The following is a 14,362-nucleotide window of genomic DNA, read 5'->3' as shown; positions in this document are numbered from 1 at the left end:
CGGCGTCACAGCCCGCCCTGTACGCCGATCAGCGAGCCGATGAGGTAGGTGGCTCCGGCCGCCGCCGCGCCCAGCAACAGTTGGCGCAGCCCGCTGGTCCACCAGGGCCGCCGCGTGAAGCGAGCTACCACCGCACCGGCGGCGAACAGGCCGAGCCCGCCGACGGCGAGCGCCAGCCACAGCTCGGTGGAACCGAACAGGTACGTCAGCAGCGGGACCAGCGCGCCCAGCGAGAAGAACACGAACGACGAGATCGCCGCGGCCCAGGGGCTGGGCTGGTCGTCGGGGTCGACGCCCAACTCCTCGCGGACGTGTACGCGCAGCGCCTCCTCCGGGTCGCGCCGCACCGCCTCGGCGACCTGGGTGGCGAGGTCCCGCGGTAGGCCGCGCGCCACCCAGGCGTCGGCCAACTCCCGGGCCTCCGCTTCGGGGTGCCGCTCCAACTCCCGTCGCTCCTTGGCCACCTCGGCGGCGACCTGCTCGTTGGCGGAGCGCACGCTGGTGTACTCGCCGAGCCCCATCGAGATCGCACCGGCCACCAGACCGGCCGAACCGGTGAGCACGATGCTGTGCGACGACACACCACCGCCGCCGACACCGGCGATCAGGGCGATGTTGGTGACCAGACCATCCATCGCGCCGAAGACGGCCGGGCGCAGCCAGCCGCCGGAGACGTCCGCGTGGTGCGCCTCGCGCAGCGCCGCCGGGGTTTCGGTCACGGCGCCTGCCCTTCGTTCACGACTGCGGGACTTCGCTTCGCTGCGTTCCTCGCGCTCACGGAAGGGTCAGGATTTCGTGGCCATCGTCGGTCACCACGATGGTGTGCTCGAACTGGGCCGTCCACTTCCGGTCCTTCGTGACCACGGTCCACCCGTCGTCCCACATGTCGTACTCGTAGGTGCCGAGCGTGATCATCGGCTCGATGGTGAACGTCATCCCCGGCTCCATGACGTCCGTGGGGCGCGGGCTGTCGTAGTGCGGCACGTACAGCCCGCTGTGGAAGGACTCGCCGATGCCGTGGCCGGTGAAGTCGCGGACCACGCCGTAGCCGAACCGCTTGGCGTACGACTCGATGACCCGGCCCACCACGTTGATCTGCCGACCCGGGGCGACCGCGCGGATGCCGCGCATCATGGCCTCGTGGGTCCGCTCGACGAGCAGCCGGGCCTCCTCGCTGACCTCGCCGACGCAGAAGGTGGCATCGGTGTCACCGTGCACCCCGCCGATGTACGCGGTCACATCGACGTTGATGATGTCGCCGTCGGTCAGGACGGTGGAGTCCGGGATGCCGTGGCAGACGACCTCGTTGAGGCTGGTGCAGCAGGACTTCGGGAAACCCCGGTAGCCCAGCGTCGACGGGTACGCGCCGTGGTCGCAGAGGAACTCGTGCACCACCTTGTCGATCTCGTCGGTGGTCACGCCGGGCTTGCAGTGCTCGCCGGCGAGCTGGGTCGCCTGGGCGGCGAGCCGGCTGGCGATCCGCATCTTCTCGATGGTCTCCGGCGTCTGCACGTGCGAGCCGCGCCACTCCTGCGGGCGCTTCTTGCCCACGTACTCCGGTCGGGCGATCTGGGGTGGCACCTGTCGCATCGGGGAGAGCGCGCCTGGTGTCAGCGGCGGACGGACGGTCATGCCGCAAGCCTATCGCCGGGGCGGCTGGTGATCCGCGCCACGGGCGCTCCGGAGGGGTTGTTGCCCTGCCAGGTCGGCTGTGCCATGGTGTGAGCGTGGATCAAGGGGGAGCACCGCCCGTCTTCTCCGCCAGCGCGGAGATGGACGGTGACCACCTCCAGGTGCTGGTGGCCGGCGAGGTGGACATGGCGACCGCCGACACCATGCTCCAGACCGCGCTCCGCGAGCCCGCCAAGCGGATCACCCTCGATCTGAGTGCCGTCACCTTCTTCGACTCGGCCGCCATCCATGCCCTGGTCCGGCTCGCCCAGCAGTTTCCGGGCACGCTCACCGTCCTGCCGTCGCGGCAGGTCCGCCGGGTGCTGGAGATCTCCGGCCTGGGCGAGCAGAGCTGGCTCAGGCCGGCCTGAGAAACCCCGACGCCGTCGGGCGCACGGTCAGCCCCGCAGCTGCCGGCGCAGCGTCACCTCGGTGCCCTCATCGGTACGCCGCACCGTCAGCTCGCCCAACGCCCTGATCAGGGCCAGGCCACGCCCCCGGAATCCGGAGCCGGTCGACTCACGCCACTGCCCGCTGTCACGCACGGTGGCCGTCACCGTCCGATCCTCGATGGACACCTCCACGCTGATCACGGCCTCGACGGGGTGGACCGGATGCTCGATGGCGTTCGCCGCGGCCTCGGAGACCGCGACGGTCAGGTCGAACACGTCCGTCTCGTCGACCGCGTGCGCGACCAGGAAGTCCTCCAGGCGTTTGCGCAGCACGCTCAGCCGGGTCGGGTCCGCCGGTAGCCGCAACGCGAAACGGTTCGGCTCGGCCGCCTCGAGGGCGAGGAGCGCCACGTCGTCGCGGCGCGGCCGCCCGTTGACCCGCTCGACGACCGCGTCGATCAGGTCCGCCACGTGCTCACTGGGGGTCGCCGCGTCGACACGGAGCTGGGCCAGCGCGGCGTCGATGCCGAGCTGACGGTCCTCGATCAGGCCGTCGGTGTAGAGCAGCAGTCGGCTGCCGGCTGCCAACTCCCCCTCGACCGCTTCGTACGTCGCGCCCGGGATGGCCCCGACCGGTGGGCCGAGCGCACGGTCGTGCAGGAACGCCACGTCACCTCCTCTGATCGACAGTGGGGACGGGTGACCGGCGCTCGCGTACCGCAGCCGGCCGGTGCGCGGGTTGAACAGCAGACAGACCACCGTCGCGAAGGAGCGGTGGTCGGTGGACCCGACCAGTCGGTTGAGCCGGGTCAGCGATTCGCCCGGGTCGTAGCCCTCCAGCAGGTACGCCCGCAGCGCGTTGCGCAGTTGCCCCATCGCCGCGGCGGCCTGGACGCCCTTACCGACCACGTCCCCGATGACCAGCACCAGGTCGTCGTCGGAGAGGACGATCGCGTCGTACCAGTCACCGCCAACCTCGACGTCGGCGCTGCCGGGCAGGTACCGGCCGGCCAACACCGCTCCGGGCAGCTGCGGGAGCGACCGGGGCAGAAGGCTGTGCTGCAGCGTGGTGGCGATGCGGTGTTCGGCTTCGTAGAGCTGGGCGTTCTCCAGCCGCACCCCGACCAGCCGGGCCAGCTGGGTCAACGCGGCCTCGTCGGCCTGCGCGTCGTCGCCGGCCGGCCGCCAGACCCGCAACTCGCCGAGCGGGCCGCCGGTGGTGCCGGTCAGCTCGGCCACGAAGGACGGATCGGTGGCGGTGGCGCCGCCGGCGTCCGCCTCGGACCGGGCCCCGGGGGTGGTCACCACCACCCGCGCGGCCTCGGCGAGGCTCAGCGCGTGCCGGGCGGCGACCTGGAGCACGTCGCCGGTCGAGCGGGCGGTGTTCACGGCCACCGCCGCGTCGGCCAGTGCCCGGAGCCGACGGATGATCTGCCCACGGAGCTGGCCCAGCTCGACGTTGGCCCGGACCCGGGCGATCAGCTCCTGGCTGGAGAACGGCTTGGTGAGGTAGTCGTCGGCACCGGCGGAGAGGCCGGCGACGGCCTCCGCGGAGCCGGCCCGGGCCGAGAGCAGCACGATCGGCACGTGCCGGGTACGCGGGTCCGCGCGCAGCGCGCTCACCAGCCCGAAACCGTCGAGTCGGGGCATCATCACGTCGGTGAGCACCAGGTCGAACCCGCCCTCGCGGGCCAGCGGCAGGGCAGCCAGCCCGTCGCTCGCGGTGACCACGTCCCAGGTCGGGGAGAGCAGGCGGGTGACGTGCTCGCGCAGGTCCACGTTGTCGTCGACGACCAGGATCCGGCCGGCCGGTACGTCCGTCGTCGGTCGGCCGTCGAACTCGGGTGCCGGCTCGACGCCGATCCACAGCGCGGTCTCCGCCACGTGGAGCCGGGCCTGCTCGGACTCGTCCGCGGACAACGGACCGAACGCCGCCACCCGGTCCGCGGGCAGGTGTGCCGACCCGAACGGCACGGTCACCGTGAAGGTGCTGCCCTCGTCGACCTGGCTGGTCAGCCCGACCTCGCCGCCGTGCATCTCGACCAGCTCCCGGACCAGAGCCAGGCCGATCCCGGTGCCCTCGTGCGTGCGCGCCCGCGCCCCGGGCACCCGGTGGAACCGTTCGAAGACGTACGGCAGTTCGTCCGGCACGATGCCGATGCCGGTGTCCGTCACCTCCAGCCGGGCCGCGCCGTCGACGGCCCGGATCCGCACCCGGATGTCGCCGTCGAAGGTGAACTTGACCGCGTTCGACACCAGGTTGAGGACGATCTTCTCCCACATGTCCCGGTCGACGAAGACCGGCGCCGGCAGCGGCGGACAGTCCACCACCAGCCGCAACCCGGCCCGGTCGGTGGCTGAGCGGAAGGTGCTGGCCAGCCGGGCAGTGTAGCCGGCGAGGTCGGTGGGCTGGTAGCGGGCGGCGAGCCGACCAGACTCCAGCCGGGAGAAGTCCAGCACGGTGTTGACCAGTTTGAGCAGGCGCAGCGCGTTGCGGTGCATCACGGTGAGCCGGTTGGTCTCCTCCGCGGGTAGAGCCGGGTCGGCCAGCATGTCCTCCAGCGGGCCGAGCACCAGGGTCAGCGGGGTGCGGAACTCGTGGCTGACGTTGGCGAAGAAGCTGGTCTTCGCCAGATCCAGCGCGGCCAGCTCGGCGGCGCGGGCCCGCTCATGCTCGTAGGCCCGCTGCGTGCCGACCGCACGGGAGATCTGCGCGGCGGCCAACTCGAGGAAGTTGCGGTAGTCGTCGCTGAGCGGCAGCAGGCGGGCCACGCCGACGACCAGCGCGCCGACCTTCTGGTTGCTCGCCATGAGGGGCAGCACGAGGGCCTGGTCGGCGGCGTCGACCGGCGGCCGGTCGAGCAGATCGGCGACGTCGACCTCGGCGGGCGCGGCATCGACGATAGCCCGGGCCAGCAGCTCGGCACTGTCGCCGACGGCGGCCGGGGCGGCACCGGTGGGCCCGGCCAGGGTGAGACGACCACTCTCATCGGTCAGGTAGATCAAGGCGAAGGGCACGTCCGCCCGGTGCCGGCCGAGCACCCCGGCGGCGGTCCGGCCGAGCTCGGCGGCACTGCCGATGTCGTTCAGCTCGGCACCCAGTTCGGCCAGTGCCCGCAGCCGGCGTTCGCCGAGCACCCGGCCGGTGGTCTCGTTGACGATGCAGTAGACGCCACTGACCGAGCCGTCGTCACCCCGGATCGGGTCGTACGAGACGTTGAAGTAGGTCTGCTCGACATAGCCGTGCCGGTCCAGCAGGAAGGGGTGGTCGTCGCCGCGATAGGAACGCCCGGTGCTCCGGACGCCGTCGAGCAGCGGGCCGAGCACCGCCCAGGTCTCCGACCAGTGCAGACGGGCCGGCTGGCCGAGCACCTCCGGATGTTTGTCGCCGATGGTCGGCCGGTAGGCGTCGTTGTAGAAGGCGAGCTGCTCGTCGCCCCAGAACATGACGATCTGGGCGCTGGAGGCGAGCATCATGCCGACCGCGTTGCAGAGCGCCGCCGGCCAACTACCGGGCCCGCCCAGCGGGCCGGTGGACCAGTCGAAGCCGCTCAGCAGCTCGCCCATCTCGCCGCCGGCCGCGAACGCGGCCGTCAGCATCGGGGGGGTCTCCCGGGCAGGCGCGACGGGATGCCCGATGTCCGCACCCCCCTGGGCCGAGCTCATGCAGCCTCCCCGCTCCGGCCGTACCCCGCGACCGTTGATCTTCACCCCGCCGTGCTTCGACTTGTACCCCAGCGGACCAGCAACGTAACGCATCAGGACCTTTGGACGCTGGTTACGTACACCTGCGCGGTCGGGCACCGGACAGAGCGGGTGCCGACGATGTCGAGCGGCGGTCGCCGGAGCGCCCTGACGAGTCAGAAGACCGGTAGCCCGTCGATGCTCGCCGCGTTCCTGGTGGCCCGATAGATCGCCAGATCGTCGGCGGTACGACGGGAGTGTGCGGTGAGCAACAGGTCACGATCGGCGCGGAAGTCCATCAGTGGCACCCCGTAGCCGCAGGAGTCGCTGATCCGGTCCACCTCGACGGTGATCACCGCCCGGACGGCGTGCACGTCCGGCGGTGCGGGAAACTCGGCGATCCGGTCGGCGAAGGTCTCCTCGGTCACCGCGACGCTGCTGCCCCGGCCCTGCAACCGGACGATCTTCGGTGGCCCGTCGAAGGCACAGAACATCAGCGTGATCCGACCGTTGTCCCGCAGGTGGGCGATGGTCTCCGCCCCGCTGCCGTGATAGTCGAGGTAGGCCACCCGGTGCGGGCCGAGAAGCACGAACGTGCCCCGCATGCCCTTCGGTGAGACGTTGACGTGCCCCTCGGCGCCGGACGGCGCGGTGGCCACGAAGAAGACCGGCTGACCCACGATGAAATCCCGTAGGCGACCGTCGATCTCCGGATAGACCTTCCCCATGCGGCGATCCTCCCACCGGCCCGCTCACCGGACGGGTGCGATGTGCGTCACACCCGGTGACGCCGCGCGAGGCGTACGGCTTCGTCCCGGGCCGCGACGACCGACGCGCGCCGAGCAGCCGCCTCGACCAGCGCCGTGATCGGACGCGGGTCCGGCTCGTTCTCCGGATGCCACTGCACGCCGAGCACGAACGGCAGGGCCGGGTCCTCCACCGCCTCGATCACGCCGTCCTCGGCCCAACCCGTGACGGCGAGCCGGCCCGCGTCGGCGACCGCCTGGTGGTGGTACGAGTTGACCCGGTCCACCCCGGCCAACACCGTCGCCGCGAGACTGCCCGCCGCGAACCGCACCCCGTGGGAGCCGTAGACGCCGGGTGCCGGACGGTGCGCGTCGTGACCGACCACCTCCGGCAGGTGCTGGTGCAGGGTGCCGCCGTAGGCCACGGCGAGCAGCTGCATGCCCCGGCACACGCCCAGCAGCGGCAGCTCGACGGCGAGCGCGCCGGTCAGCAGAGTCAGCTCACCGGCATCCCGATCCGGTCGGTCCTCGGTACGCGGGTGCGGCGGCTGGCCGTACCGCCCCGGGCCCACGTCGGCGCCCCCGGCCAGCAGCAGCCCGTCGAGGACGGCCAGCACGTCGCCGTCCACGTCGTCCGGCGGCAGGACCACCGCCCGGCCACCCGCGGCCGTGACCGCCCGCACGTACGCCTCGGGCACCAGCACCGCCGGCACGCCCCGCCAGACCGCCCAGTCGGCGGGCTCGACGTACGCGCTGATCCCGATCAGTGGCCGCCGCCTCAGGGCCGGCACCGTTCGCGACTTCGGGGCTCGCAGAACCGGCTCACTCCTCGCGCTCACAGGGCCGGCACCGTTCGCGACTGCGGGGCTCGCAGAACCGGCTCACTCTCCGCGCTCACAGCGGGGTGACGTACGCGCCCGTGATGCCGCCGTCGACCACGAACTGCGCGGCGGTCATGAACGAGGCGTCGTCGCTGGCCAGGAACGCCACCGCGGCGGCGATCTCCTCCGGTTGCCCGAAGCGACCCATCGGCACGTGCACCAGTCGACGGGCAGCCCGCTCCGGGTCGGCGGCGAACAGTTCCAGCAGCAACGGAGTGGCCACCGGGCCGGGGCAGAGCGCGTTGACCCGGATGCCGTCACGGGCGAACTGCACGCCCAGCTCCCGGGTCATCGCCAGCACGCCGCCCTTGCTGGCGGTGTACGCGATCTGCGACGTCGCGGCACCCATCAACGCCACGAACGAGGCGGTGTTGATGATCGATCCTCGGCCCTGACGGCGCATGTGCGGTATGGCGTACTTGCAGCAGAGGTAGACGCTCGTGGTGTTGACCCGCAGCACCCGTTCCCAGGCGTCGAGGCCGGTGTCCAGGATGGAGTCGTCGTCCGGCGGGGAGATGCCGGCGTTGTTGAACGCGATGTCGACCCGCCCGTGCCGGTCGGCCACCCCGTCGAACAGGTCACGTACCGCTGCTTCGTCGGCGACGTCGGTGGCCACGAACTCGCCGCCGCACTCCTCGGCGGCCTTCTCGCCGGCGGTCGTGTCGATGTCCACGCAGACCACCCGGGCCCCCTCGGCGGCGAACCGCCGCACGGTGGCCAACCCGATCCCGCTGCCCGCCCCGGTGACCACGGCCACCCGGTCCTGCAAACGACCCTGCACTGGCGTCACTCCTCCGTCGCGATGAACACGTTCTTGACGTCCGTGAAGGAGTGCAGCGCGTCCGGGCCCAGCTCACGGCCGAGCCCGGAGCGCTTCATCCCGCCGAACGGGGTCCAGTAGCGCACCGAGGAGTGCGAGTTGACGCTGAGGTTGCCCGACTCGACGGCGCGGGCCAGGCGCAGCGCGCGACCCACGTCCCGGGTCCAGATCGAGCCGGAGAGCCCGTACTCGGTGTCGTTGGCGAGCCGGACCGCGTCGGCCTCGTCGTCGAACGGCAGCACCGAGACCACCGGGCCGAAGATCTCCTCCCGCCAGTGCCGGTCGGCCGGCGAGTCGGCCAGCAGCACGGTGGGCGCGTGCCAGAAGCCGGGGCCGTCGGGGCACGAGCCGGCGAAGGCGACAGTCGCCCCGGCCAGGTAGCCGGCGACCCGGTCCCGGTGAGCCGCGGAGATCAGGGGACCCATCTCGGCGGTCTCCCGGGACGGGTCCTCCACCCGCACCGCGCGTACCGCTGGTTCGAGGAGGGCCAGGAAGCGGTCGTACACCGAACGCTGGACCAGGATCCGCGACCGTGCGCAGCAGTCCTGGCCGGCGTTGTCGAAGACCGCGCCCGGCGCGGTCGCGGCGGCGCGTTCCAGGTCGGCGTCGGCGAACACGATGTTGGCGCTCTTGCCGCCCAGCTCCAGGGTGAGTCGCTTCACCTGGGCGGCGCAACCGGCCATGATCCGGGTGCCGACCTCGGTGGAGCCGGTGAAGCAGATCTTGCGGACCGCCGGGTGGCTGACGAACCGCTCACCCACCACCGCGCCCGCACCCGGTACGACGATGAACACGTCGTCGGGCAGGCCCGCCTCGCGGGCCAACTCGGCCAGCCGCAGCGCGGTGAGCGGCGTCAACTCGGCGGGTTTGAGCACCACCGTGTTGCCGGCGGCCAGGGCCGGGACGAACCCCCACGCGGCGATCGGCATCGGGAAGTTCCACGGCACGATCACCCCGACCACGCCGAGTGGCTCGTGGAAGGTGACGTCCAGCCCGCCGGGCACCGGGATCTGCCGCCCGGTCAGCCGCTCCGGCGCCCCGGCGTAGTAGTCCAGGACGTCGCGGACGTTGCCGGCCTCCCACCGGGCGTTGCCGATGGTGTGACCCGCGTTGCGGACCTCCAACGCGGCCAACTCGTCCAGCCGCGCGTCGACGACAGCGGCGAACCGCCGCAGGAGCCGCGCCCGGTCCCCCGGAGCCACGTTCCGCCACGTCTCGAAGGCCTTCGCGGCTCGCGCGATCGCCGCGTCGACCTCGTCGGCGGAGGCCCCCGGAACCTCCCGAAACCCAACCCCAGAAGCCGGATCCACCACAACCGTCACGTCCTGACCCGCCCTTCCTCCGCGCGATCTTGCAGTTGCTGCCCCGACATCAGCGACGATTCACCACAGCTCGACGACACAAAATGCAAGATCGCGGGGGTGGGGGTTCTAGAGGCGTTCGAAGCCACGGGTCAGCTCCCAGTCCGTCACCGCGGCGTCGAAGGCCGCGAGTTCCACCCTCGCCTGGTTGGCGTAGTGGGCCACCACCTCGGCGCCGAACGCGTCCCGAGCCACCGTGGAGTCCTCCCACAGGGTCAGGGCGTCGCGCAGGGTGCCGGGGACCCGCTCGGCCTCCGGGTCGTCGTACGCGTTGCCGGTGCACTCCTCCCCCAACGCAAGCTCGCCATCGATGCCGTGCAGCGCGCCCGCTACCAGCCCGGCGATGGCCAGGTACGGGTTGACGTCGGCGCCGGGCACCCGGTTCTCCACCCGCATGCCCTGCCCGTGCCCCACCACCCGCAGGGCGCAGGTGCGGTTGTCCACACCCCAGCGCAGCGCAGTCGGGGCGAACGAACCCGGCTGGTAACGCTTGTAGGAGTTGATGTTGGGGGCGAAGAGCAGGCTGAACTCCCGCATGGTGGCGAGCAGCCCGGCGAGCACCCGCTGCCCGGTCTGCGACAGGTGCGCCGGCCCGTCGCCGAGCATCGCCGAGGCCCCGGTGGTGTCCCGCAGCGAGAAGTGGATGTGGCAGGAGTTGCCCTCCCGCGCGTTCGGCTTGGCCATGAAGGTGATCGCCATGCCCTCCTGGGCGGCGATCTCCTTGGCGCCGTTCTTGTAGATCACGTGGTGGTCGGCGCAGGCGACCGCCTCGTCGTAGCGGAAGGCGATCTCGTGCTGGCCGAGGTTGCACTCACCCTTGGCGCTCTCCGGCGTCAGCCCGGCGCCGGCCATCTCGGTGCGGATCCGGCGCAGTAGCGGCTCCACCCGGGCGGTGCCGAGCAGCGAGTAGTCCACGTTGTACTGGTTGGCCGGGGTGAGGTCGCGGTAGCCGCGCCGCCAGGCGTCCTCGTACGAGTCGCGGAACAGCACGAACTCCAGCTCGGTGCCGGCGTACGCGGTCAGCCCGTGCTCGGCCAGCCGGTCCAGTTGGCGGCGCAGGATCTGCCGGGGCGAGGCGACCACGTCACCCGACCCGTCGAGCCAGGTCAGGTCGGCCAGCAGCAACGCGGAGCCCGGTTGCCAGGGCATCCGGCGCAACGTGCCGAGATCCGGCACCATCGCGAAGTCACCGTAGCCGCGCTCCCAGCTCGACATCGCGTACCCGTCGACGGTGTTCATGTCGACGTCGACGGCGAGCAGATAGTTGCAACCCTCGCTGCCGTTGGCGACCACCTGGTCGAGAAAGTAGGGCGCGTGGAACCGTTTGCCCTGCAAGCGGCCCTGCATGTCGACGAGGGCCAGCACCACGGTGTCGATCTCACCGGCTTGGACGGCGACCCGCAACTCTTCCAGCGAAAACGGCGTTCTGCTCATCAGCGGGCCTCCATCACCAAGGTCTACTGGCAATCCGGATCACCGTCAATGCCCCCGGCCCGGCCGACGGCAAACCACGCGAGGAGAAGTCATGCGTCTTCGAGTCATCTTGACCGCTCTCCTCGCCCTCGGGCTGGGCACGACAGCGAGCGCCGAGGCAGGCACGACGGCGAGTGGCGAGGCAGGCACGACAGCGAGCGCCGGGGCGGGCACGGCGGGGGTCTCGGCGGGCGGTCGGCCGGAGGGCGGGTCGGTCCTCGCACTGGGCGCGGGCGATTTCGACTTCGCCCAACCGGAGGTCGTCGCGAGCGGGCTCGAAGTCCCCTGGGGGCTCGACTTCCTGCCCGACGGCAGCGCACTCGTGGCCCAGCGCGACCAGGGCACCGTGCTGCGAATACGACCGGGTCGACCACCCGCGCCGGTCGCCCGGATCACCGGAGTGGTCGGCGGCGGCGAGGGGGGTCTGCTCGGCCTGGCGGTCTCGCCCACGTACCGCCTCGACCGGTGGGTCTACGTCTGCTTCACCACCGCGTCCGACATCCGGATCGCGCGGTTCCGACTGAACGCGCCGCAGTACCAGCAGGTGATCCTCAGCGGCCTCGCGCGGGCGTCGATCCACAACGGCGGCCGGATCGCCTTCGGCCCCGACGGGCTGCTCTACGTCGGCGTCGGTGACGCGGGCGTCCCTGCCAACGCGCAGAACCTGGCCAGCCGGAACGGCAAGATCCTGCGGATCCGGCCGAACGGGCGCATCCCGGCGGGCAATCCGTTCCCCGGCTCGCCCGTGTTCAGCTACGGCCACCGCAACGTGCAGGGTCTGACCTGGGACGCGCAGGGCCGACTGTTCGCCACCGAGTTCGGCCAGAACACGTGGGACGAGGTGAACCGCATCGTCGCCGGTGGCAACTACGGCTGGCCGATCGTGGAGGGCCCGAGCAGCGACCCCCGGTTCCGTGCCCCGGTGGTCGTCTGGCCCCCGGCACAGGCGTCGCCGAGCGGTGCCACCTTCGCAGGCGGGACGCTGTTCGTCGCCGCGCTGCGGGGAGCTCGGCTGTGGGCCGTTCCGGTCAGCCCCGCCGGCACGGTCGGCACACCGTCCGCCGAGCTGGTGGGTGCCTACGGCCGGCTTCGTACCGTGGAGGTGGCCCCGGACGGTTCGCTGTGGGTGGCCACCAGCAACCGCGACGGCAATGGCACGCCGAGGCCACCGGACGATCGCATCCTCCGGTTCACGACCGGCGAGCGGCAGCCGCCGCCCGCCGGTCGCGCCGGATTCCGTCGCGCGAACCCCACACGGCCCTGACCCGGCCGGGCACGGGTCAATCGGACCCGTCGGCCGCCGCCGGTTCTGACCTGGCGGCCGGCTCCTCGACGGTACGGACCGGGCCGGTGAACCAGCGACGGGCCGAGGCGTACCACCAGACGGCGACCACCAGCAGCACCCCGCCGACGGCCAGCGGCGCGTAGTTCACCGCCGACCAGGTGAACCCGTCGTTGCCGGGCACCCCGGAGGGCACGATCGGCAGCACGAAGTAGACCGCGATGACCGCGATCTCGACGACCGCGATCCAGCCGAGCAGCTTGTACTTCCGTCCCAGCGTCCACGGCCCCGGAACGAACCTGTCGCCCATCCGCAGTCGTAGCGCGATCGGGATGAGGAAGGACAGGTAGAGCCCGAGCACCGCGACGGAGACCACCGCGTAGAAGGCGATGGGGATGCCGGCCGCGCTCTCGTAGAGGGCCGGCAGGGTGAGCACGAGGCCGGCCAGGGTGGCGCCGATGATCGCGTTGACCGGGGTGCCGTTGCGGTCGACCGTCGACCAGAGCCGCCAGCCGGGCACCGCCCGGTCGCGGCTGAACGCGTACGCCATGCGGCTCATCGACGTCACGCAGCTCATGCCACAGAAGAACTGGCCGATGGTGGAGATGATGATGACGATCTTGAAGAAGACCGGCGTCAGCGCGGACTCGAAGATGGCACCGGAGAAGCCGACCGCGGCGTTGACCGCCTCGACGTCGGTGGCCGCGAAGAGGAATGCCAGCAGCAGGATCCAGCCACCGATCGCCGAATAGAAGATCGACTGCCAGAGCCCACGGGCCGCGGCCTGCGAGGCGCCCCGGGTCTCCTCGGAGACGTGCGCGCAGGCGTCGAAGCCGGTGATCGTGTACTGGGTCAGCAGGAAGCCCAGCGGCAACACGTAGAACCAGAACGTCAGACCACCGGTGTCCCCGGCACCGAAGCCGGAGTTGTTGAACCGCTCGGTGAACACGAACTGGAAGCTCTGGTGGTTGTCCGGCACGAAGACCAGGATGGCCACCACGACGGCCGCGCCGGCCACGTGCCACCAGACCGAGACATTCTGGAGTACGTCGATGATCCGGTGCCCGAAGATGTTGATCAGACCGTGCAGCGCCAGGATGATCACGAACAGGACGAACGCCTGACGCAGCGTCCCGGCCCAGCCGTCGACGAGCGCCGACAGGGTGAGGTTGAGAAACGTCGCGCAGCCGTAGTCGACCGAGGCGGTGACCGCGACGAGGCCGATCAGGTTCAACCAGCCGGTGAACCAGCCGTGCACCGGGCGACCCATGGTGGCCGCCCACCAGTAGATCCCGCCCGCAGTCGGGTACGCCGAGACCAACTCCGCCATGCAGAAACCGATGATCAGGATGAACAGCGAGATCAGCGGCCAGCCCCAGGAGATGGCGACCGGCCCGCCGTTGTTCCACGCCTGACCGAAGGTGGTGAAGCAGCCGGCCAGGATCGAGATGATCGAGAACGAGATGGCGAAGTTGGAGAAGCCGCTCCACTTGCGGCGCAGCTCCTGTTTGTAGCCGAGTTCGGCGAGCCGTCGGGCGTCGTCGTCCATCGGTTGCTCGGCGGTTGGCACGGGGGTCGTTGCCACTGCACACCTCCCTGAGGTGGTTCCGCGTGCGAGTGCGCAAAGTGTCGTCCCGGCCGATCAAGGCGGTCAATACGATGACGGTGGGAATCTCACCGCCGTCGCGGCTAAATACGTTGCCGTCAGGCCGACGCGGGCCCCATCCTTGACCCCGTGACCAGGCCCGACCTCATCGGGCCACCCCCGGGCGCTCGGACCGCCCGGACCGCGGCGGCGCGGGGCACGCCTCTCTCTCACGTACGGCGATCCGCCGTACCCGGCAAGTGCCCCGCGCCCCACCCCCACCCCCCTCTCCCCCTCCCCTCACCCCCTCCCCCGCCCCCACTGTTGATCAAGAGGTTTGGGTCAGAAATCGGGCTCGGCATGACGGAAAGCTCTTGATCAACCGGGGAAAGGGGGGCAGCGCGGACAGCGCGGGCGGGGTGGGGTGGGTGGGTGGGGTGGGTGGGTGGGGTGGGGGTCGGTCAGGT

Annotated in this window: 11 protein-coding genes; 2 read left to right on the top strand and 9 right to left on the bottom strand. The window is 71.3% G+C overall.

Features of this window, described 5'->3' with window-relative positions; all coding sequences use genetic code 11:
• Positions 1-5: 5 nt before the first annotated feature.
• Together C7C45_RS24825 and map are read right to left on the bottom strand one after the other, a co-directional pair.
• Entirely contained in the window at positions 6-719 is a 714-nt protein-coding gene (locus C7C45_RS24825; RefSeq protein WP_110566121.1) for a VIT1/CCC1 transporter family protein, read from the bottom strand.
• A gap of 55 nt (positions 720-774) precedes the next feature.
• Positions 775-1,632 (bottom strand): type I methionyl aminopeptidase, encoded by an 858-nt coding sequence (gene map / locus C7C45_RS24820; RefSeq protein ID WP_110566120.1) that lies wholly within the window; start codon positions 1,630-1,632, stop codon positions 775-777.
• Between the two features lie 95 nt (positions 1,633-1,727).
• Between map and C7C45_RS24815 the strand changes: the two genes are divergently transcribed.
• Positions 1,728-2,042 (top strand): STAS domain-containing protein, encoded by a 315-nt coding sequence (locus tag C7C45_RS24815; RefSeq protein WP_208641316.1) that lies wholly within the window; start codon positions 1,728-1,730, stop codon positions 2,040-2,042.
• 27 nt (positions 2,043-2,069) lie between these two features.
• Here the strand turns inward: C7C45_RS24815 and C7C45_RS24810 are convergent, their stop codons facing one another.
• The 6 genes from C7C45_RS24810 to C7C45_RS24785 form a co-directional block, all read right to left on the bottom strand.
• Positions 2,070-5,729, bottom strand: a complete 3,660-nt coding sequence (locus tag C7C45_RS24810; protein ID WP_110566181.1) for a SpoIIE family protein phosphatase — start codon at positions 5,727-5,729, stop codon at positions 2,070-2,072.
• A 194-nt stretch (positions 5,730-5,923) separates the two neighbouring features.
• Entirely contained in the window at positions 5,924-6,475 is a 552-nt protein-coding gene (locus tag C7C45_RS24805) for a pyridoxamine 5'-phosphate oxidase family protein (protein ID WP_110566119.1), read from the bottom strand.
• A gap of 47 nt (positions 6,476-6,522) precedes the next feature.
• Positions 6,523-7,284 (bottom strand): gamma-glutamyl-gamma-aminobutyrate hydrolase family protein, encoded by a 762-nt coding sequence (locus C7C45_RS24800; protein ID WP_244200549.1) that lies wholly within the window; start codon positions 7,282-7,284, stop codon positions 6,523-6,525.
• A gap of 103 nt (positions 7,285-7,387) precedes the next feature.
• Positions 7,388-8,155, bottom strand: coding sequence for a 3-oxoacyl-ACP reductase (locus tag C7C45_RS24795; protein ID WP_110566118.1), 768 nt, complete (start codon positions 8,153-8,155; stop codon positions 7,388-7,390).
• Between the two features lie 5 nt (positions 8,156-8,160).
• Positions 8,161-9,516 (bottom strand): aldehyde dehydrogenase family protein, encoded by a 1,356-nt coding sequence (locus tag C7C45_RS24790; RefSeq protein WP_110566117.1) that lies wholly within the window; start codon positions 9,514-9,516, stop codon positions 8,161-8,163.
• Positions 9,517-9,624: 108 nt separating this feature from the next.
• A complete protein-coding gene (locus C7C45_RS24785) occupies positions 9,625-10,989 on the bottom strand; it encodes a glutamine synthetase family protein (RefSeq protein WP_110566116.1) in 1,365 nt (454 codons plus the stop codon).
• Positions 10,990-11,080: 91 nt separating this feature from the next.
• Here C7C45_RS24785 and C7C45_RS24780 point away from each other — a divergent pair, with 91 nt between their 5' ends.
• The gene (locus C7C45_RS24780; RefSeq protein WP_110566115.1) at positions 11,081-12,292 is read left to right on the top strand and encodes a PQQ-dependent sugar dehydrogenase; all 1,212 of its coding nucleotides are present in this window, start codon (positions 11,081-11,083) and stop codon (positions 12,290-12,292) included.
• Positions 12,293-12,308: 16 nt separating this feature from the next.
• Here C7C45_RS24780 and C7C45_RS24775 read toward each other — a convergent pair whose 3' ends face one another.
• On the bottom strand, positions 12,309-13,895 hold the full coding sequence (locus C7C45_RS24775) for an amino acid permease (RefSeq protein ID WP_110566114.1): 1,587 nt from the start codon (positions 13,893-13,895) through the stop codon (positions 12,309-12,311).
• Positions 13,896-14,362 lie beyond the last annotated feature (467 nt).

It is taken from the genome of Micromonospora arborensis (assembly GCF_003205615.1).
Taxonomy (GTDB): Bacteria; Actinomycetota; Actinomycetes; order Mycobacteriales; family Micromonosporaceae; genus Micromonospora; species Micromonospora arborensis.
This window is presented reverse-complemented; position numbering and strand designations above follow the sequence as displayed.